This window comes from Neopusillimonas maritima, assembly GCF_003576595.1.
GTDB classification, from domain to species: domain Bacteria; phylum Pseudomonadota; class Gammaproteobacteria; order Burkholderiales; family Burkholderiaceae_B; genus Neopusillimonas; species Neopusillimonas maritima.
The window spans coordinates 73,939-93,081 of record NZ_NQOU01000001.1 but is presented as its reverse complement, the minus strand read 5'-3'; the positions used below and the strand labels follow the sequence as shown (position 1 = coordinate 93,081).

Annotated in this window: 15 protein-coding genes and 1 tRNA gene; 6 read left to right on the top strand and 10 right to left on the bottom strand. The window is 53.9% G+C overall.

Features of this window, described 5'->3' with window-relative positions:
- Positions 1 to 18: 18 nt before the first annotated feature.
- The 4 genes from purN to CJO09_RS00415 all read left to right on the top strand — a co-directional run bounded on the left by purN (position 19) and on the right by CJO09_RS00415 (position 5,648).
- Positions 19 to 702, top strand: coding sequence for a phosphoribosylglycinamide formyltransferase (purN, locus tag CJO09_RS00430; RefSeq protein ID WP_119441325.1), 684 nt, complete (start codon positions 19 to 21; stop codon positions 700 to 702).
- Between the two features lie 148 nt (positions 703 to 850).
- Positions 851 to 2,077, top strand: coding sequence for an RsmB/NOP family class I SAM-dependent RNA methyltransferase (locus tag CJO09_RS00425; RefSeq protein WP_119441324.1), 1,227 nt, complete (start codon positions 851 to 853; stop codon positions 2,075 to 2,077).
- A 77-nt stretch (positions 2,078 to 2,154) separates the two neighbouring features.
- Positions 2,155 to 3,366 (top strand): DesA family fatty acid desaturase, encoded by a 1,212-nt coding sequence (locus tag CJO09_RS00420; RefSeq protein WP_114420637.1) that lies wholly within the window; start codon positions 2,155 to 2,157, stop codon positions 3,364 to 3,366.
- A complete protein-coding gene (locus CJO09_RS00415; RefSeq protein ID WP_119440616.1) occupies positions 3,363 to 5,648 on the top strand; it encodes a UvrD-helicase domain-containing protein in 2,286 nt (761 codons plus the stop codon). The genes CJO09_RS00420 and CJO09_RS00415 overlap by 4 nt, the downstream gene beginning before the upstream one ends.
- Positions 5,649 to 5,663: 15 nt before the next feature.
- Here the strand turns inward: CJO09_RS00415 and CJO09_RS00410 are convergent, their stop codons facing one another.
- The 5 genes from CJO09_RS00410 to dapC all read right to left on the bottom strand — a co-directional run bounded on the left by CJO09_RS00410 (position 5,664) and on the right by dapC (position 11,787).
- A complete protein-coding gene (locus CJO09_RS00410; protein WP_119440615.1) occupies positions 5,664 to 7,637 on the bottom strand; it encodes an ABC-F family ATP-binding cassette domain-containing protein in 1,974 nt (657 codons plus the stop codon).
- The gene (prmB, locus tag CJO09_RS00405) at positions 7,634 to 8,530 is read right to left on the bottom strand and encodes a 50S ribosomal protein L3 N(5)-glutamine methyltransferase (RefSeq protein ID WP_119440614.1); all 897 of its coding nucleotides are present in this window, start codon (positions 8,528 to 8,530) and stop codon (positions 7,634 to 7,636) included. Before prmB ends, CJO09_RS00410 begins: the two co-directional genes overlap by 4 nt.
- Before the next feature lie 13 nt (positions 8,531 to 8,543).
- Positions 8,544 to 9,674 carry a succinyl-diaminopimelate desuccinylase gene (dapE, locus tag CJO09_RS00400; protein WP_119440613.1) on the bottom strand — a complete coding sequence of 377 codons (1,131 nt, stop codon included), beginning with the start codon at positions 9,672 to 9,674 and terminating at the stop codon, positions 8,544 to 8,546.
- A complete protein-coding gene (gene dapD, locus CJO09_RS00395) occupies positions 9,674 to 10,495 on the bottom strand; it encodes a 2,3,4,5-tetrahydropyridine-2,6-dicarboxylate N-succinyltransferase (RefSeq protein ID WP_114420642.1) in 822 nt (273 codons plus the stop codon). Before dapD ends, dapE begins: the two co-directional genes overlap by 1 nt.
- 98 nt (positions 10,496 to 10,593) lie before the next feature.
- The gene (dapC, locus tag CJO09_RS00390; RefSeq protein ID WP_119440612.1) at positions 10,594 to 11,787 is read right to left on the bottom strand and encodes a succinyldiaminopimelate transaminase; all 1,194 of its coding nucleotides are present in this window, start codon (positions 11,785 to 11,787) and stop codon (positions 10,594 to 10,596) included.
- A 123-nt stretch (positions 11,788 to 11,910) separates the two neighbouring features.
- Here dapC and CJO09_RS00385 point away from each other — a divergent pair.
- Together CJO09_RS00385 and CJO09_RS00380 are read left to right on the top strand one after the other, a co-directional pair.
- A tRNA-Leu gene (locus CJO09_RS00385) sits at positions 11,911 to 11,995 on the top strand.
- 30 nt (positions 11,996 to 12,025) lie between these two features.
- On the top strand, positions 12,026 to 12,724 hold the full coding sequence (locus CJO09_RS00380) for a haloacid dehalogenase type II (protein WP_119440611.1): 699 nt from the start codon (positions 12,026 to 12,028) through the stop codon (positions 12,722 to 12,724).
- A 51-nt stretch (positions 12,725 to 12,775) separates the two neighbouring features.
- On the opposite strand, the gene CJO09_RS00375 is transcribed toward CJO09_RS00380, so the two are convergent.
- The 5 genes from CJO09_RS00375 to CJO09_RS00355 all read right to left on the bottom strand — a co-directional run bounded on the left by CJO09_RS00375 (position 12,776) and on the right by CJO09_RS00355 (position 19,112).
- Entirely contained in the window at positions 12,776 to 14,869 is a 2,094-nt protein-coding gene (locus tag CJO09_RS00375) for a TonB-dependent receptor family protein (protein WP_119440610.1), read from the bottom strand.
- 187 nt (positions 14,870 to 15,056) lie between these two features.
- Positions 15,057 to 15,383 (bottom strand): cytochrome o ubiquinol oxidase subunit IV, encoded by a 327-nt coding sequence (gene cyoD, locus CJO09_RS00370; protein ID WP_119440609.1) that lies wholly within the window; start codon positions 15,381 to 15,383, stop codon positions 15,057 to 15,059.
- Positions 15,380 to 16,012: a cytochrome c oxidase subunit 3 gene (locus tag CJO09_RS00365; RefSeq protein ID WP_119440608.1), complete on the bottom strand. Its 633-nt coding sequence runs from the start codon at positions 16,010 to 16,012 to the stop codon at positions 15,380 to 15,382. The genes cyoD and CJO09_RS00365 overlap by 4 nt, the downstream gene beginning before the upstream one ends.
- A complete protein-coding gene (locus CJO09_RS00360; RefSeq protein ID WP_119440607.1) occupies positions 16,009 to 18,138 on the bottom strand; it encodes a cbb3-type cytochrome c oxidase subunit I in 2,130 nt (709 codons plus the stop codon). The genes CJO09_RS00365 and CJO09_RS00360 overlap by 4 nt, the downstream gene beginning before the upstream one ends.
- Complete coding sequence (locus CJO09_RS00355) at positions 18,135 to 19,112, bottom strand: COX aromatic rich motif-containing protein (protein WP_218961002.1); 978 nt, start codon at positions 19,110 to 19,112, stop codon at positions 18,135 to 18,137. Before CJO09_RS00355 ends, CJO09_RS00360 begins: the two co-directional genes overlap by 4 nt.
- Positions 19,113 to 19,143: the final 31 nt, after the last annotated feature.

Below are 19,143 nucleotides of genomic sequence, written 5' to 3'. Positions count from 1 at the left end.
TCATGTCGTCTGCTCATCATGATTTCCGGGCAGGGCACAAATATGCGGGCAATTGTGCACCGAATTCGGCAACAAAACCTGAACGCCGAGGTAGTGGCGGTCGTGTCCAGCGACCCCGACGCCCCCGGTGTGGCTTGGGCCCTTGAACAAGGTCTCACTACGCATGTGGTGGCGCCAGCCGCATTTTCAACACGGCGCCAATGGGATACCGCTCTGGCGGATGTGGTTGCCCGGGAGCGGCCCGATTACATTTTGCTGGCCGGGTTCATGCGTGTGCTGGCACCCGGTTTCGTTGAGCAATATGCCGGCCGCATGCTGAACATCCATCCTTCGTTGCTGCCGGCCTTTCCGGGGTTGCGAACGCATGAGCAGGCTTTGGCAGCCGGCGTTCAGTGGCATGGGTGCACGGTACACTTTGTGACGCCCGATCTCGATAGCGGGCCCATCGTGGCCCAGGTTGCCGTCTTTGTGCATCCCGACGACACGCCCCGGCGTTTGGCCGACCGGGTGCGTCTGGCCGAGCACCGTCTGTATCCCGACGTGGTGACCTGGCTGGTACAGGGGCGCGTTTCGTTGAATAAAGGCGGGCGGGTCGATGTTGCGGGCGTTGCGCCGCGCGCCTATGTTGCATTGTCGTCGTCGGAGTCTCCGGCGCAATTGAAAATACTTAGGGCAGGAAATGAATCATCCACGCAGGTCTGAAGGTCGAACGCAGGGTGCAGGTAATACCGCACCAACACGTCACAGAACATCGGATAAAGGCAAGTCGGCCGCACGCAACAACCGGGGCGGCAAAAATGACGCCGGTGCGGTGTCGCCGGCCGCAATCCGTATTGAACAGCTCAGGGCCGTGCTCGACCAGGCGGTGAAGTGGATTCATCCGGCTGATGCGGTGCTGTCGCGTTGGATGCGTATGAATCCAAAAATGGGTTCGCGCGATCGTAGCGAGTTGGCTGACGCGTTTTTCAAAACGCTGCGTCATTTGCGTTTATACCGCCACCTTGCGGAAAGCGGGCAAGGGCCATTGTCGCGTCGGCTGGCCATTATGGGGTTATCGGGTGTCATGCGGCCCGAGGTTCTGTTGCAGGCCTTGTCGGAACATGAGCAAGTATGGCTGGAGCACGTCACGCAGGTTGATTTGGGGACCTTACCGCTGGCCGTGCGGGAAAGTTTGCCCGACTGGCTCGTTCAGCGGATGCAGGCGCTGCCTGATGGTGAGTCCCTTATTGTTGCGCTGAATAGCAATGCGCCGCTGGATTTGCGGGTGAATCCTTTTAAAATCGATCGCGACACGGTACTGCGCTTGCTTGAGGCAGGGCCGGCTGCCACACTCGACCCGCAACCCACGCCTTATTCACCGTGGGGTATTCGAATTCACAGCCGTCCGCCCGTGAACCGGTGGTCTCTGTTTGAGAAGGGTGAAATTGAAGTGCAGGATGAAGGCAGCCAGTTACTGGCTGCCTTGTTGGCGCCCAAGCGCGGTGAAATGGTCATTGATTATTGCGCCGGCGCAGGGGGCAAAACGTTGCTCTTGGGGGCACTGATGCGTTCTACCGGACGCCTGTATGCGTTCGACGTTTCAGCTGCGCGGCTGGCGCGTGCCAAGCCGCGGTTTGCCCGTAGCGGTTTATCGAATATTGTGCCGGTGGTTATTGCAGACGATAACGATCAGCGCGTGCGGCGCTTGCGTGGGAAGGCGCATCGGGTTTTGGTCGACGCGCCGTGCAGCGGGTTGGGAACGTTGCGGCGCAATCCCGATTTGAAATGGCGCCAAAGCCCCGAATCAGTGCAAGAGCTTTGTGCCTTGCAGAGTCGTATTCTTAAACAGGCGTCTGCCTGCGTGGCGCCGGGCGGGCGGCTGGTTTATGCGACGTGCAGTGTGTTGCCTGAAGAGAATCAGCAGCAGGTGGAGGCTTTTCTGTCGGAAAACCCCGATTTTTCCTTGTTGAATGCGGGGGATATTCTTACAGACCGTTGTAAAAACCTAACGTTTGATACTCCCTATATGGTTTTAAGGCCTGACACCCACGGAACAGACGGCTTTTTCGCTGCTGTGCTGGAGCGGGCCAAGAACTAATTGCAACAACCCCTGTCATATAGCATTCATCTACGCTACACTTAATTGGTTTTACTTTTAAAGGCCTGAACAGGTTTATGGATTACATTCTTTCTTTTCTTTCCGGTGGTTTACTGCAGTTTTCGTGGTGGCAGGTTGCATTGGTGGCGCTGGTTTTAACGCACATTACCATCGTTGCCGTTACGCTTTTTCTGCACCGTAGCCAAGCGCATCGGGGCATTGATCTGCATCCGGCAGTCATGCACTTTTTCCGCTTCTGGCTTTGGATGACCACCGGTATGGTGACCAAAGAATGGGTTGCCATTCACCGTAAGCATCACGCCAAGTGCGAACGCGAGGGCGACCCTCACTCACCTATGGTATTCGGTATTAACCGGGTTTTTTTCCAGGGTGCGGAACTGTACCGTCGCGAGTCGAACAATGAAGAAACGCTCAAGCGTTTCGGTTACGGCACGCCCGATGACTGGATGGAAAAGAACATTTATTCGCGTCACAGTGTGATGGGTATCCTGATCATGCTGGCTATCGACGTTGCGTTGTTTGGTTTCCTGGGCCTAACGGTTTGGGCTATCCAAATGGCCTGGATTCCGTTCTGGGCTGCCGGTGTGGTTAATGGCCTGGGTCATTTCTGGGGCTATCGCAATTACGCCAGCCCGGACACCAGCACGAATGTGTTCCCCATCGGTTTAATTATCGGGGGCGAGGAACTTCACAATAACCACCACGCCTATGGCACGTCGGCCAAGTTTTCCACCAAGTGGTACGAATTCGACATTGGTTGGGGTTATATTCAAATTCTGCGTGTTTTAGGCTTGGCCAAAGTGCGTCGTATGGCGCCCAAGCTGAAGCTGAAGCCGGTTGTGCCGGCGGTAAGCGAAAGCACATTGGAAGGCATCATTTTGCACCGCTATGAAGTGCTGGCCCGCTACACCGACATGCTGAAGAAAACGGCATCCGATGAACTCACTCGTCTGAAACCCCAGCGTCGCATCGGCAGCGCCGATTGTCACTGGTCGTTGCTGGCGCGTGCCAAAAACTGGTTGCATCATACGGATGAAAGCCGATTAGAACCCGAGCAAAAAGCCGACCTCGATATCGTTCTGGCGCAGAATCAATCGCTATCCACATTAGTTCAAATGCGCACAGAGCTCACCCGCTTATGGGAAAGCTCAAGTGCCAGCAGCGAACAATTGCTGCAAGACTTGCAAGCTTGGTGCCATCGGGCTCAGCAAAGCGGCATTGAAGGGCTTGAGCAGTTCGCCTTGCGTCTGCGCCGCTATGCGGCATGATCGGGTCGCTTAACGAACAACAACAAGCCGCTGTTACCCTGCCTGAAGGCCATGCCCTTGTGCTGGCCGGTGCGGGCAGTGGTAAAACCCGGGTGCTGACCACCCGTATGGCCTGGCTTATTCAAACCAGTCAGGTCAGTCCATTCGGGCTGTTGGCGGTTACCTTTACCAATAAGTCAGCGCGTGAGATGCTCACGCGTTTATCGTCTTTATTACCCATTAATACCCGTGGCATGTGGGTGGGTACGTTTCATGGTTTGTGCAACCGCTTGTTGCGGGCGCATCATCGCGACGCGGGCTTGCCGCAAACCTTTCAAATACTGGACTCAGCCGATCAACTATCGGCTATTAAACGTTTAATCAAGGCGGCCGGTATTGATGACGACAAATACCCGCCGCGTGATGTTCAGCGTTTCATCAACGGATCCAAAGAGCAGGGTTTGCGTCCCGAGCAGGTTGACGCCTGGGATGCGCACCGTCGCGGTTTGATCAGCATCTACGAGCAATACCAGGCCCAGTGTGAGCGTGAAGGCGTGGTGGATTTCGCCGAGTTGTTGCTACGTGCCTATGAGCTTTTGTCGCGCAACGCGCCTATCCGCGAGCACTATCAGCGTCGCTTTCAGCATATTCTTATCGACGAATTTCAGGACACCAACGATTTACAGTATCGTTGGCTGAAGTTGTTGGCCGGGGGTGGTGCGTCGTTGTTTGCCGTAGGTGATGACGATCAATCCATTTATGCGTTTCGCGGCGCCAATGTGGGCAATATGGCTGCATTCGAACGCGATTATGCCAAAGGCAATGTCATTCGACTTGAGCAGAATTATCGTTCCCACGGTCATATTCTGGATTCCGCCAACGCGCTGATTGCGCATAATGCCGCGCGGTTGGGGAAAAACCTTTGGACCGAAGAAGGGGAAGGTGAGCCGGTGCGCGTGTGTGAGCAAGGTACCGACTTGCTCGAGGCGCAATGGGTGGTGGATGAAATCAAGTCGTTGGTAAACGACGGCCACACTCGTAGCGACATTGCCGTACTGTATCGAAGCAATGCACAATCGCGTGTTATTGAACATGCTTTATTTTCCAGCGGCTTGCCGTACAAGGTTTATGGCGGCCTGCGCTTTTTTGAGCGTCAGGAAGTCAAGCATGCGCTGGCTTATTTGCGCTTGATTACCAACCCGAACGACGATACATCCTGGCTTCGGGTAGTGAATTTCCCCGCGCGCGGCATTGGCGCGCGTACGTTGGAGCAGTTGGGTGACGCAGCGCGGGCGGCCGGTTCCAGCCTGTATGGCGCTGTGGATTCCTTAAGCGGTAAAAGTGGTCTCAAGTTGCAGGCTTTCGCCGAACTGTTGGCGCAACTAACCGAACAGGCACATTACTTGCCGCTTCCTGAAATAATTGAGCATGTGGTGCATCACAGCGGCCTACGTGATTTTTACATGGGCGAAAAAGAAGGTGAGGATCGCCTTGAGAACCTTCAGGAATTGGTGAACGCGGCGGCGGTTTTTGTGGGTGAGGAAGGTATGGTGGGCGAACCGGCGTTGTCGCAAGCGGCGCGGGAAACCGTTGACCCTCTTGATATGGCGGGGCCTCCTACCATGTCACCGCTTGATTCGTTTTTGTCGCATGCTTCGCTGGAAGCCGGTGATAATCAGGCGCGTGCCGGTGAAGACGCCATTCAACTCATGACAGTGCATGCGGCCAAAGGGCTTGAGTTCGACTCGGTGTTTATGACCGGTTTGGAAGAGGGCTTGTTTCCACATGAAAACAGCCTGACCGAGCAAGGCGGGCTGGAAGAGGAACGCCGCTTAATGTACGTGGCCATGACACGGGCACGCAAGCGTTTATATCTTACGTTGGCGCAAAGCCGAATGTTGCATGGGCAAACCCGTTATGCCATGCGCTCGCGCTTTCTGGAGGAAATTCCCGATGCCCATTTGAAATGGCTGACGCCTAAGGTGTCGACCATGGGGGCCGCAATGGGTTCAGGCATGGGCTCGTCGTGGTCGGGCAGCGGGTATCGGCGTGGCGATGCCTATAATCGCCCGTCTACCGGCGCGATGTCGCCGCGCGAACCGCGCCTCGCGACTAGTGGTGTCAGGGTGGGTGAGAAGCAATTTCGTATTGGTCAAGGCGTACATCATGCCAAGTTTGGTGACGGTACGATTATTGGCTTAAGCGGCATGGGCAACGATGCTCAGGCACAAATTCAGTTTCGCGACGTGGGGACGAAAACGCTGGCGCTGGGTGTGGCGAAATTGGATATTGTTTCCAGTTAAGGTTAATGCGCCCAGCTACTGTTGCGTTGCTTCATTAAATTGCTGTTCCAGCGCTTCTATCTCTTCTTGCAGCGTCAGCCAACGGGTTTCTGCCTGCTCTAACTGTTTGTTCAGTTCGCCATGCTCCGCCAATACTTTCACCCGCTCATCACGTCGGGCGTCGGTGTACAACTCGGTGTCGGCAATTGTGGCATCCAGCGTTTGCAGGCGTACACGCAAGGTGTCCATCTTTTTTTCAATGGTATTCAATTCTTTTTCAAGCGGTTTGCGCTGAGCCGACAAACGCTGGCGTGCTTCAGCTTCTAGCCGCTTACGCGCTTTTCGATCGGCTTCCGTTTCGCCTGCGCCGCTGTTTGAGTTTTCATTGCCGGCATCTCGGGCCTCTTCCCGCGCTTCAGCACGTTGCTGGGCGCTACGTTGCAAAAGCCACTCGCGGTAGTCGTCCAGATCGCCATCGAATTCGGTTACGCCACCGTCGGCCACAATCCAGAACTCGTCAACTGTGGTGCGCAATAGGTGGCGATCATGTGATACCAGCAGCATGCTGCCGTCATATTCTGCCAACGCGGTGGCCAGCGCTTCTCGGGTGTCGACATCCAGATGGTTGCTGGGCTCGTCGAGCAACAATAGGTTAGGTTTTTGCCACACAATCAGCGCCAGGGCCAAACGCGCTTTTTCCCCGCCCGATAAAGGTGCAATATGCTGGTTGACCATATCCCCGCTAAAACCAAAACGGCCCAGATAATTACGCAGGGTTTGCTCGCGTTCTTCAGGGGCGATACGGGCAAGATGTTGCAGCGGCGTGCTGCCGGCATCCAGCATTTCAAGTTGATGTTGCGCGAAGTAGCCGATATTTAAGCCTTTGGAAGGGCGGTAATGTCCGGCCAACGCAGGCAGCTCTTGCGCCAGCGTTTTGATCAGGGTGCTTTTGCCTGCACCATTCACGCCCAGAACGCCAATTCGTGCACCGCCACGCAGCATCAGCTTGACGTTTTTTAAAATCGGCGTGTCACCTTGCTCCGACCGGTATCCCGTTGTGATGTCATCCAGAATCAAAAGCGGATCCGGCATTGAGTCAGGCGAGGGCAGGTACAGATCAATCCCCGCTTCGGCGTGCAGGGGCGCCAGCGTTTCCATTCGTGCCAGCGCTTTAACCCGGCTTTGGGCTTGCTTGGCTTTGGTGGCTTTGGCCTTGAAGCGGTCAATAAACTGTTTCAAACGGGCGGTTTCTCTGGTTTGCCGCTCCCACGCCAAACGGGTTTGGCGCATCCGTTCTGCGCGTTGGGTCAGGAAATCTTCATAACCACCTTTATAGCGAACCAGTTTGGCCTGGTCGAAATGCAGAATGCTGCGGGCAACGGCATCGAGGAACTCGGTATCGTGGGAAATGACAATGACCGTGCCTGAATAGGCTGCCAGCCACTTTTCCAGCCATAGCATGGCGTCAAGGTCCAGGTGGTTGGTGGGTTCGTCCAGCAGCAATAGTTCTGACGGTGCCATGAGGGCACGGGCCAGTGCCAACCGCATTTGCCAGCCGCCGGAAAATTCGTTTACCGGTTTCATCCAAGTGTCGGGTGCGAAACCCAGCCCTGCCAAAAGCTGTTCCGCGCGCGAAGGCGCCGTCCAGGCGTCAGCCTCCACCAGGGCGGTTTCCAGCTCGGCTATGCGGTGGCCTTCTGAGTCGGGCGTTTGTTCGCGTTTGGCTTGCAGTTGCCGCAACCCCTGGTCGCCGTCAATGACGAACTCGCGGGCGGGTCGGCTGGGGTGACGAATGTCTTGCTCTACGCTGGCAATGCGCCAGGAGGCCGGCATTTCCAGGTTGCCGGCATCCAGATCCAGTTCGCCTTTCAACAAGGAGAAAAGGGTGGATTTGCCGGCGCCGTTCTTGCCCACAATGCCCAACCGCTCGCTTGAGTTTACAACAAAACTGGTGTCGTCCAGTAAAACTTTGGTTCCTCGACGCAGAGTAATGCCACTTGCACGAATCACGACGCCAATTGCTCCCGCGTCAGCAGCAGAATCTGATTGTCGGCATTGGCGGTGCTGAGCCAAACGGGCTCAAGCTCGGGGAATGCCGTCATGAAATTTTCGAACTCATTGCCGATTTCAAGCACCAGTAGCCCGTTGGCCGCCAGAAATTGTGGTGCATCGTTCAGAATACGCCGCACCAGATCCATGCCGTCATCCCCCCCTGCCAGTGCATTGGTGGGCTCATGGCGGTATTCGGCGGGAAGCGATTCCATTGAGTGGCTGTTCACGTAAGGTGGGTTGCAGATAATCAGGTTGTATTGGCAATCGGGCAGATTGTTGAACAGGTCGCTTTGGTGCACGGTTACCCGGCCGTCCAGCCCAAAGTATTCAATATTTTGGTCGGCCACTTCCAGTGCGTGTTCCGACACATCGACGGCGTCGACCTGCGCATTGGGGAAAGCCAACGCAGCCAGAATCGCCAGGCACCCCGAGCCCGTGCACAAGTCGAGTACAAAGTCTATGTCGTCGGGGTCGACCACCCACGGCTCAAGGTTGTCGGCCAGTAGCTCGGAAATGGGAGAGCGCGGCACAATGACCCGAGGATCGACAAAAAAGCGGTGCCCTTGCAACCAGGCTTCACCGGTTAGGTAAGCAGCAGGTACACGTTCGTCCAACCGACGCGCTACCAGTTTTAGATAGCGCTCGCGTTCCTCGGGCAACACCTTGGCGTCGAGGAACGGATCCAGCGTGTCGAGCGGTAAATGCAAGGTGTGCAGCAACAGATAAACTGCTTCATCCCAAGCGTTGTCGGAGCCGTGCCCAAAACTCAGCTGAGCCGCGTTGAACTGGGTAACGGTGTAACGTAATAAATCGCGGACAGTGAAAAGTTCGGAATGGGCAGAGGGGTGCATAACCGACTCCTGGTTAATTAAGCAACAGGTTTTCAAGTGTGCGCCGATAAATGTTCTTTAACGGCTCCAGGGCGGTAAGGTCGATATGTTCGTTAATTTGATGAATGCTGGCATTAATGGGGCCAAACTCCACCACTTGCGGGCAAATTTTTGCAATAAAGCGGCCGTCTGAAGTACCACCCGTGGTGGACAGTTCGGCTTTTACCCCGGTTTCATCTTTAATGGCCTGGCATAGCGCTTGGCTTAAGGCGCCCGTTTCCGTTAAGAAAGGTTCGCCGCTAAGCGTCCAGAGCAGGTCATATTCGATATGATGGCGGTCGAGTATGGCATGCACCCGCTGCTTCAGTGATTCCGGCGTGCTTTCGGTGGAAAACCGGAAGTTGAACATGATTTCAGCCGTGCCGGGTACGACATTGGTTGCACCGGTGCCGGAATGCAAATTGGAAATTTGAAACGTTGTGGGTGGGAAATACTCGTTGCCGGTGTCCCATTCTTCTTGTGTGAGTTCCTGCAAAGCCGGGGCCAGAACGTGAATAGGATTAATGGCCAGATGCGGATACGCGACATGGCCTTGTTTTCCTTTAACCGTTAAATGTCCTGATAACGAGCCGCGCCGCCCGTTTTTAACCGTATCGCCCAATGTTTTGGATGACGTGGGCTCGCCCACAATACAGAAATCAAATTTTTCATTACGCGCCGACAAGGCTTTGCACACTTTCACCGTGCCATTTACCGACGGACCTTCTTCGTCCGACGTAATCAGCATGGCGATTGACCCTTTATGATCGGGGTGTTGGGTAACGAACTCTTCAGCAGCAATGGTAAAGGCGGCAATGGAGCTTTTCATGTCGGCCGCGCCGCGCCCGTATAGAAAGCCGTTTTTCTCCGTAGGCTCGAAAGGGTCGGTATCCCATTGCTCAAGCGGGCCCGTGGGTACTACGTCGGTATGGCCGGCAAACACGATACACGGGGCCTGCGTGCCTTTGCGCAACCAGAGGTTAGTGACTTCTTCAAATACGAGCGTTTCGCTTTTGAAACCCACGCCGGCAAGGCGTTCCGACAGCATGGGCTGGCAGCCCGCATCGTCGGGCGTAACCGACGGGCGGGCGATGAGTGCTTTGGTGAAATCCAGCACAGAAGACATTAGGCCCTCAATAGTTCGTTAATGCTGGTTTTGGCGCGTGTTTGTGCATCAACACGCTTGACAATCACCGCGCAGGCCAGGCTGTGTGAGCCATCGGCTGCAGGCAGGGTGCCGGGCACTACAACGGAGCCTGATGGAACACGACCGTATACGACTTCACCTGTAGTGCGGTCGTAGATTTTGGTGCTTTGTGACAGGAACACGCCCATGGCCAGCACCGAGTTTTCTTCCACAATGACGCCTTCCACGACTTCCGAGCGGGCGCCAATAAAGCAATTGTCTTCAATAATGGTGGGGTTGGCCTGCAGGGGCTCCAGTACGCCGCCAATGCCCACGCCACCCGACAAGTGAACGTTTTTGCCGATTTGAGCGCAAGACCCGACGGTGGCCCAGGTGTCTACCATGCTGCCTTCATCGACATAGGCGCCGATATTGACATAAGAAGGCATCAGCACCACATTCTTTCCAATGAAGGAGCCTTTGCGCGCAACGGCCGGTGGTACGACGCGGAATCCGCCTTTGGCGAAATCGGCTTCGGTGTAGTCGGCAAATTTCAGGCCCACTTTGTCGTAGTATTGAACCGGTGCCTGACCAACAATATGGTTGTTCTCAAGGCGAAATGACAGCAGCACGGCTTTTTTAACCCACTGGTGCACAACCCAGTCGCCGTCTTGTTTTTCAGCGACGCGCAAGGTGCCCTGGTCGAGCTTGGCCAGGGTATCTGCAACGGCTTCACGCACGGCTGCACCGGCAGTGGTGGGGCTGATATCGGCACGGTTTTCCCAAGCCTGTTCAATGGTGTTTTGTAAATCGTGACTCATAATGGTTTTTTAGCTTAAAGGTTGGAAGTTGAAAACGATGACTTGATTGTAGTTGACTCTGCCTGGCCTGTTGGGTCTGGTGAGTCTCTTTGTTATTGCTACGCCCGTTGCTTTAAAAAGGCGGCGATGCGATGGGCGGCTTCTATGCATTGTTCCTTACCCGCCACCAGTGCCATTCGCACGCGGTTATGGCCTGGATTCACGCCGTGTGCCTCGCGGGCCAAAAAACTGCCTGGCAAAACGGTTACGCCTGTGTGGGTATGCAGGTCTAGCGCAAATTCAGTGTCAGAGTAGGGTGTGGCGGCCCATAGGTAGAAACCGGCTTGCGGCTTTTCAACATTTAGCACGGGTTGCAAAATGGGTAGCACAGCATCAAATTTTTCACGGTAAAGGCGCCGGTTCTCGACAACATGCTGCTCGTCATTCCAGGCGGCAATGCTGGCTTGCGACACCACCGCGCTCATGGCGCTGCCATGGTAAGTTCGATACAAAAGAAAGGCTTTCATGATGTCGGCATCGCCTGCCACAAAGCCTGAGCGTAACCCTGGCACATTAGACCGCTTCGACAGGCTGGAAAAGCAGACCAGGTTCTTGTATGTGTCACGCCCCAGTTTTTGTGCGGCTTGCAGGCCGCCCAGCGGCTTTTCAGTATCATTGAAGTAGATTTCGGAATAGCACTCGTCGGCTGCAATGACAAAGTTGAATTCCTCACTGAGCGCGAACAAGGTGCGCCATTCGTCCAGTGTCATCACATTGCCGGCCGGGTTGCCGGGCGAACATACAAACACCAACCGCGTGCGCTGCCATACATCGCGCGGGACGGCTTGCCAGTTATACCCAAATTGACGTTCAGCCTCGGCATTAATGTAGTAAGGCTGCGCACCGGCCAGAATGGCGGCACCTTCATAGATTTGGTAGAAGGGGTTTGGGCAAACAACATAAGCGTTGGCCGTTGGGTCGATGACGGCCTGGGTAAACGAAAACAGCGCCTCGCGCGACCCCAGTGCCGGCAGGATTTGCGTATCGGGGTTCGGCGCCGGAATGTCGTATCGCCGTGCAATCCATTGTGCAATCGTTTCCCGCAGCGCTGCGTCGCCCTTGGTGGGCGGATACGCGGCAAGCCCATCCAACGATGCACTAAGCACTTCCTTGATGAAAGGCGGCGTATCGTGCTTGGGTTCACCAATTGATAGGCTGATAGGGTCGGAATGAGGCGCGGCGGTATTTTGCGCTAATAGTTGTCGAAGTTTTTCGAAAGGATAAGGATGCAGGTTGCCAAGAAGCGGGTTCATTATGTTGTATGCGCTGGTTGCGTGTAGCCGGCCATTTTAACAAGCCCCAAAAACTTGTTTATATTGCGTTCTGGTTTTACTGGGGCTGGTTTCTACTGTTATACTATCTGGCTTCCCATACATGCGAACGTGGCGGAATTGGTAGACGCACCAGATTTAGGTTCTGGCGCCGAGAGGTGTGAGAGTTCGAGTCTCTCCGTTCGCACCATGTATTGGCGGGCATCTCCTAGGAGACATCATGGCGATACGTGGATTGACTTTCGATGCCTACGGGACGTTGTTTGATGTACATTCCATCGTTCGGTTGGCTGAACAGTTGTTTCCCGACTCTGGCTCGCAGATATCAATATTGTGGCGCCAAAAGCAGATTGAGTATTCGCAACTGAGCTCTTTGTCTGATCCGTCGCCGGGCGGCAGCCTTCATTACCTTCCGTTTCGCGAGCTAACCGAAGCGGCACTGCGTTATAGTCTGAAACGCCTTAATTTGCCATTTACCGATGGGCACCTGCAATTGTTGATGGATAGCTATGACCAATTGGAAGCTTATCCGGATTGTCATCGTGTTCTTGAATACACTAAGTTGCTGGGGCTGCCCACCGCCATTTTATCCAATGGTTCACCCGAGATGTTGAAGGGGGCCGTAAACAACTCCAGGTTGGAGTCTTTGTTCGATCATGTGATCTCGGTTGATGAGGTAAAGCAGTTCAAAACGCATCCTGCCTGCTATGACCTAGCTCCGTCTGCTTTGAAACTTAAACCACAGGAAATTCTTTTCGTGTCGTCTAACGCCTGGGATATTCTGGGCGCTAATTGGTATGGGTTTACAACGTGTTGGGTCAATCGACAAGGGTTGCCTTTCGAAACTATCGGCCGGCAACCCCACTATATGTGCGCCAATCTTTCGGAGTTATTCGAAATAATTCAGGAAAACTCCTGAAAGCACGACATTAAAGCGCGACACCGTGCCTTCTTGTCGCAACAAAAATCATCAGAAAGTGAGGTTTGCCTCGGCGATGATTGAGCGGCCAGGGCCAGGAATACGGCCAATTGGACTCACATCGGCGCCTCGGAAATAGTAGTCTGCATCCAATAAATTGTTGGCCACCAAACCTAGGCTTAATACTTGTCCGTCGCCCATTTTGAAGTCGCGTGCGATGCGGACGTTGACCAAGGTATAGTCGGGCAATTGCCCTGCTGAGCCGCTAGGGGTTTCTTGAACCGTGTTGGCAGCATCGCTGAAACTCTCGCCTACGTAAAAGGCTGCGACACTAGCGTGCCAATTTTGATATTCGTAACCAAACTCTGCGCTGAAATGATGCTTTGGTGCGTTTGGTAATTGATTACCCGCAAAGGGTCCTGACTTCTGTTTTGTTTGCAGATATGTGTAGCCAAGGCGTAAGTCCAGGTTAGAGGTCAGTTCGAAGTCTGTTTGCAACTCCACGCCTCTGTGTTGGGTTTCCCCTAGATTTACGTAGCGATCACCAGCTTTGTCATATTGAATCTGGTCGGTGTAATCTATTTGAAACAAAGTGCTGGAAAGAGCCACTTTATCTGTTGCTTGCCAACGGGCGCCTAACTCATAATTCCAGGCAGTTTCGTTGGCCACGGCTTGTTTCTTTGTTGCTTGTGCAATCTGCACTGGCACAAGCGATTTTTGCGCATTGGCAAAGACAAATAAGTCCTTGCTGACGTCAAACCCGATGGTGAGACCCGGCAATACTTCGTTTGCTTTGTTGGCTGAAGTGGCGCCGCCAAGCACGTCGGTGAAGTTCATGCGTACGCTTTCATATCGGACACCGGGTGTGATTTTGAGCGTATCGTTTAATAAGCTAAACGTATCGCTGGCGTACAGCGCTATTGCATTAGTTTCAAGGTCCCACTCGCGAATTGCGCTGGTTCTGCCGGTAGCCAATTTCATCCGGTTTACATCGAAATCGACTTTTTCATGCACATAGCGCGCCCCAATGGTAATGGTTTGAATACCATGACGTACGGTGAGGCGAGGTTCTGTCCCCCATACATCGAACTTTCGTGGTGAGTCTGCAACGTCGGTTGATTGATAAGCGGGGTCCGACCAACCGGCGCCGTCACTAAAATTCTGTCCAAAGTAGAAAGTCCGATCAGCGCGATGAGCAAAGTTTCGCCATTTGAGTTCAACGTTCTCGTTAGGTCGATAAGTCCAGGCGAAGGTTCCACGCCACATTTTTGCTTTGTAAGCATCATAAGGTCGCTGGGACTGATAACGGTCTTCCTCATAAGCATTGGGGCTTAGAGCTCCGGGTAAGTCTGCGTCTACGTCGTAATATTGCAGACTGAAATCAAAATCATTACGTGCATTCAAGTAATACTCTGCGTCGAAGATGAAATTGTTAACCTGAGTATTCGAATGCTGACGAAATCCGTTTCCACGCTGGACATTGGCTTGCAACTGTAAAGCCAGGTCATCATTTACGAATCCGCCTATTCGATAATAGGAGTCGTTAAAGATATGGCCGGTTTCACTCGCAATGGTTGCGCGCTGCTGAAATGTCTGCTCTAGTTTGCCGGGAATTGGACGAGTAATAAAGTTCATCACCCCGCCCACATTGTTGGGGCCGTAGTGCACCGCTGCTCCTCCACGCACAATATCGATTGTGTCGACACTTGCCATGGTAAGGGGAAAGAGAGATACGCCGACATTACTGTAGGGGCCAATGGCAATCGGATAACCATCCACAAGCATTTGTAGTCTTTCACTGCGCAAAGGATTTAATCCTCGTAACCCGATGTTTGGCAAGATACCGGTACCTGTCTCATCGAGAATCTGGACGCTCGGTGACGAGCGTAATGCGTCTTCAAGATTTAGTGCACCGCTTTGCTCAATTTGCCGCCGGTCGATGACCGTTCTGGCACCGGAGTATTCCTTAGCGTCTTCCGCTGTTGGATTTCCGATCCAGTCGCCCTGAACGGTAATAGTATCGAGTGCCTGTTGTTGTACAACCTGAGCGTCAACCACAGAAGGCAAAGCAAGCAGTGTCATGCTGACAGCCAGCGAATGCAAGCGACGAGCTGTATGCGCCGTCCTGTTAACGACTTTGGACATTTTCTCTCCCTTTATTGATAATAATTCTCAATTTTACTATGAGAATTCTTACCATAAACTTAATGGAGGTATACGGCCAGTGATCATCGAACACCTTGTCAGACAGGTGTTACGGTCAATCATTCGGGAGAGGGGCTGTGAAAGATGTCGGTCCTGTGGCACAACATTTGGAGGTCAAGTATCACGATTACATCATGCGTGCATGTTGATTCCACAAGATCCAGATCGTTCCGCTCACGATAATCAAAACGATAAGCGATGTGAACAGGATCAACAGGAGGTCGTCGCGGTGTGAGCGGCCATCCACATGCAAAAAATACCGAATCTGCGCGGCGCACTGAACCAGTGCGAGGATGCCGAGCAAAATTAATGCAGCCGGGCCGGTTAGCAGTTTGAACCAGACCACTGAAAAAGAGGCGACGGTTAAAATAAAGGCGAGCACAAGACCCTTAACGTAATCGCGCTGTTCCGCACTTTCCTCGTGATGCTCGGTTGAAGAAACACCCTGTTTCATAGAACGACCCCGTATAAATAAACAAAGGTGAAAATGCCGATCCAGATGATGTCGAGCATGTGCCAGAAAAGCGCCAGCCGCATCAGCCTTAGTTTGACCGGACCAACTGGGCCCAATGTGGCAAGCTGAACAGCAAGAACGATGAGCCAAATGATGGCAACCGAAACGTGCAGCGCGTGCGTGCCGGTAAGAAGGTAATAAGCAGACAGAAAACCGCTGGTTTGCGGGGCGGCGCCGTGCTCTGTTAGCAGTATGCGATAGTCGTTTAATTCAAGGCCGACGAACAAGGCACCCAGCAGGCCCGTAAGCGTAAGCCAGAGCGCTAGACGGCCTTGATTCTTACGGTATTTCAGCTCGAGTATGGCCAGCCCGAAGGTAAAGCTGGAGGCAAGCAGTACCATTGTTTCAAGAAAGACAGGGCTCAGGTCAAAAATGTCCTTCGGGCTTGGGCCTAGTGCAACACCCTGTATGCTCATTGCTGCATAAGTGGCGAACAGGACCGAAAACAGGACCAGGTCGCTCATCAGAAAGATCCAAAAACCGAAGATCTTCTCTTCGGCCTCCTCGTGGTTTTCCGGGTCGGTTGGCCCCAGATTGACGCCGGGATGGAGACGTTGATAAAGCTTCATGTCGTAGCCTCGGTCATGTTGCCTTTCATATTCTGCGCAAATCTCTTTTCATGTCGTTCCGGTAATGCTTTGCCTTGGTTAGCTGAGCCGGTTTCATCATCACGCGTGACACCGGGAGCGTTGCGAACGGCTTCGAGGAAGGCTTCGTTTTGAGCGCGGACCACGTCGGCAGGGATGGTTTCTTCGGTATCGAGATTGAATGAACTGGCAATGACGACTGCCCAGATCATGATGAACCCGATAATTGCCAACCACCAAATGTGCCAGATCAGGCCGAAGGCACTGGCGCAGGCAAAAAGACCGATCAGCGGGGCTATGGCAGAGTTACGTGGCACCTGTATGTCTTCATATTTGGCCGGCGTTTGGTACGCGGTGCCGTTGCATTTGGCGGCATCGAACGCGTCTTGAGAAGACACCGTGGGCACGACTGCGAAATTCCAGCTCGGCGCAGGAGCGGGAATAGACCACTCCAGCGAACGGCCGTCCCAGGGATCGCCCAGCGGCACGGCCAGCTCTTTGCGGCGCTTCACCGAAACAATCACTTGGGCAATGAGTAGCGCAGTACCGGCCAAAATCATTGCGGCGCCCAACATGGCGATGGCGAACCAGATGAGATAGGCGGGGTCGGCCCATGTGGCTGTGCGGCGCGTTGCCCCCATCATGCCGATCCAGTACAGCGGGAAGAAAGCCAACACGAAGCCGGGCGCGAGGAACCAGAACGCCTTGCGGCCCAGCCCTTCATGCAGGCGAAAGCCGAACGCCTTTGGAAACCAGAACTGCACGGCGGCAAACATACCGAACAAAACGCCGGGAATGATCACGTTGTGGAAATGCGCTACCAGGAACAATGAGTTGTGGACCTGGAAATCGATGGTGGGGTTGGCGAGCAAGATGCCGGTGGAACCACCCAGCACGAACATGAACAGGAAATTGATGTGGAACAGCATGGGTACGGTAAAACGGATACGGCCACGGTACATGGTTAGCATCCAGTCATAGATTTTGACCCCTGTAGGAATGCCGATGAGCATGGTGGCAATGCCGAATGCAGCGTTCACGCCGGCGCTTTGGCCCATAGTGAAAAAATGATGCAGCCAGACGCAGAATGAAAAGACGGCGATGCACATGGTTGCGCACACGAGAGAGGTATAACCGTAGATGCGCTTGCCCGAGAACGTGGAGACCACTTCAGACCATACGCCGAAGGCGGGGAGCACAAGAATGTAAACCTCGGGATGACCGAACAGACAAAAAAGATTGGCGAAATTCATCATGTTGCCGCCGTCGCCGTTGGTGAAGAAATGGAAATCGGCATAGCGGTCGAGTGCAAGCATTAAGCTGGCCGCCGTTAACGGCGCCATGGCGAAAATCATCAGGATTGATGTGCAGAGCGTTGTCCAGGTAAACATGGGCATGCGGAAAAGGTTCATGCCTGGGCAGCGCTTCTTGTAGATCGTAACGGCAAAGTTAATGCCTGTTAGTGTGGAGCCTATGGAGCCTAGCGTGACGGCCCATATCCAATAATCGACTCCTTCTCCGGGGCTGAATTCGATGCCGGTGTAGGGCGGGTAGGCTGTCCAGCCACCGGTTGAGAATTTGCCCACGACCAGCGAAATCATCACCAGTATGGCGCCGGCCACCGTCAACATGAGCGAAATGGCGTTAAGCCGGGGGAAACTGACGTCGCGTGCGCCGATTTGCAGTGGCATCACGTAGTTCATCAGACCCGTGATAAAGGGCATGGCAACGAAGAAAATCATGATCGTGCCATGCGTGGTGAAGAGCTGGCCAAAATGGTCGGCCGAAAGGTAACCGGAGCCATCGTAGGCGGCCAATTGTTGCGAACGCATCACGGCGGCTTCGATGACCGCGCGCAAGAACATGACAATGGCCAGTACGATGTACATGATGCCGACCTTCTTGTGATCGACACTGGTGAGCCAGTCTGTCCAGAGCGGTCGCCACCACTTCATGACGGTGAGCAATATGAATAAGGCAATGCCCCCAAGTACCACAACACTGCCCGCACCTGAGGCAACGAATTCGCTGGTGGACGGGTTTTCGATGGCACCGGAAAAAACCAGGGAGTCCCACGTGAGTCGCCCAAATATCGTTTCCCAGGTCATTGGTTCACCTTCGCCACTTCTTGATGGCCGTGTTGTTTGTGCATGTCGGCAGTCATGTTGAGCCGTTCGGGTGCAAAGCTGGCAATGATTTTGTTGAAAAGGTCTGGGTCGAATGAGGAATAGAGCATGGGTTCCCTGACAATAGAGGGTTTAAGCAGCGTTTCGTACCCTTGCCAGTTAAGCTGCTTAGGGGCGTTGCGCATTTTTTCGGCCCAGGCAGTGAACGCATCGTTGGTCATGACTTCCGTTCGGAACGATTGAGCGGCAAACCCGGTGCCGTTGTATTGCATGTTGCGGCCCAGATACGTGCCTGGTTCGTCAGCGATAAGGTTCAGTTTTGTTGTCATGCCGGCCATTGTGTATATCTGCCCGGCCAGGCGAGGCACCATGAATGATTGCATGACGGTGCCGCTGGTTAGTGTTAGCGTGACCGGGCGTTTTTCGGGCAGGGCAAGAAGGTTGACCGTGGCGACACCTTGTTCCGGGTAAAGAAAAATGAACTTCCAGTCGAGCGATACGACCTGAATTTGAAGTGGGTCTTCACCTAACGGCGCATAAGGGTCGTATTTGTGGGTGTCTTTCCATAAGGCGGTGGCCAGCAGGATAATGATTACGACGGGCAAGCCCCAGATGAACAGCTCGACCCCCCAGTTGAATTCCCAATCGGGTTTGTAGGCGCCCCGTGCTCCGCGGCGGTAGCGTATCAGAATGAGAGGAATCGCAATAAAGATGGGAATGACCACGAGTGCGGCCATGATCAAGCTGATCGTTCCGAAGTGTGATAGCTGGGCTGCAGCTACGGGGCCTGCGGGATCCATAAAGCCTTGCGATGGTGCTACGGCGCCGGACTTTGAGGTTTCCTGAGCCAGTGTGGTGGCAAAGATACCTGGGAGAATCAGTAGCGCGGCCAGAGCACAAAAAATGGAGGAAATGCGTTTATAGATTAAGCGGGCACCACTGACATGATTCAACATAATTCCTCGCTTAACCAAAGGATACAAGACT

Excerpts from the sequence above, each read along its gene's own strand:
- purN (WP_119441325.1), top strand. The coding sequence starts at position 19 with ATGATTTCCGGGCAGGGCACAAATATGCGGGCAATTGTGCACCGAATT.
- CJO09_RS00420 (WP_114420637.1), top strand. The coding sequence starts at position 2,155 with ATGGATTACATTCTTTCTTTTCTTTCCGGTGGTTTACTGCAGTTTTCG.
- CJO09_RS00415 (WP_119440616.1), top strand. The coding sequence starts at position 3,363 with ATGATCGGGTCGCTTAACGAACAACAACAAGCCGCTGTTACCCTGCCT.
- prmB (WP_119440614.1), bottom strand. The coding sequence starts at position 8,530 with ATGCACCCCTCTGCCCATTCCGAACTTTTCACTGTCCGCGATTTATTA.
- dapE (WP_119440613.1), bottom strand. The coding sequence starts at position 9,674 with ATGTCTTCTGTGCTGGATTTCACCAAAGCACTCATCGCCCGCCCGTCG.
- dapD (WP_114420642.1), bottom strand. The coding sequence starts at position 10,495 with ATGAGTCACGATTTACAAAACACCATTGAACAGGCTTGGGAAAACCGT.
- dapC (WP_119440612.1), bottom strand. The coding sequence starts at position 11,787 with ATGAACCCGCTTCTTGGCAACCTGCATCCTTATCCTTTCGAAAAACTT.
- CJO09_RS00380 (WP_119440611.1), top strand. The coding sequence starts at position 12,026 with ATGGCGATACGTGGATTGACTTTCGATGCCTACGGGACGTTGTTTGAT.
- CJO09_RS00375 (WP_119440610.1), bottom strand. The coding sequence starts at position 14,869 with ATGTCCAAAGTCGTTAACAGGACGGCGCATACAGCTCGTCGCTTGCAT.
- cyoD (WP_119440609.1), bottom strand. The coding sequence starts at position 15,383 with ATGAAACAGGGTGTTTCTTCAACCGAGCATCACGAGGAAAGTGCGGAA.
- CJO09_RS00365 (WP_119440608.1), bottom strand. The coding sequence starts at position 16,012 with ATGAAGCTTTATCAACGTCTCCATCCCGGCGTCAATCTGGGGCCAACC.
- CJO09_RS00360 (WP_119440607.1), bottom strand. The coding sequence starts at position 18,138 with ATGACCTGGGAAACGATATTTGGGCGACTCACGTGGGACTCCCTGGTT.
- CJO09_RS00355 (WP_218961002.1), bottom strand. The coding sequence starts at position 19,112 with ATGTTGAATCATGTCAGTGGTGCCCGCTTAATCTATAAACGCATTTCC.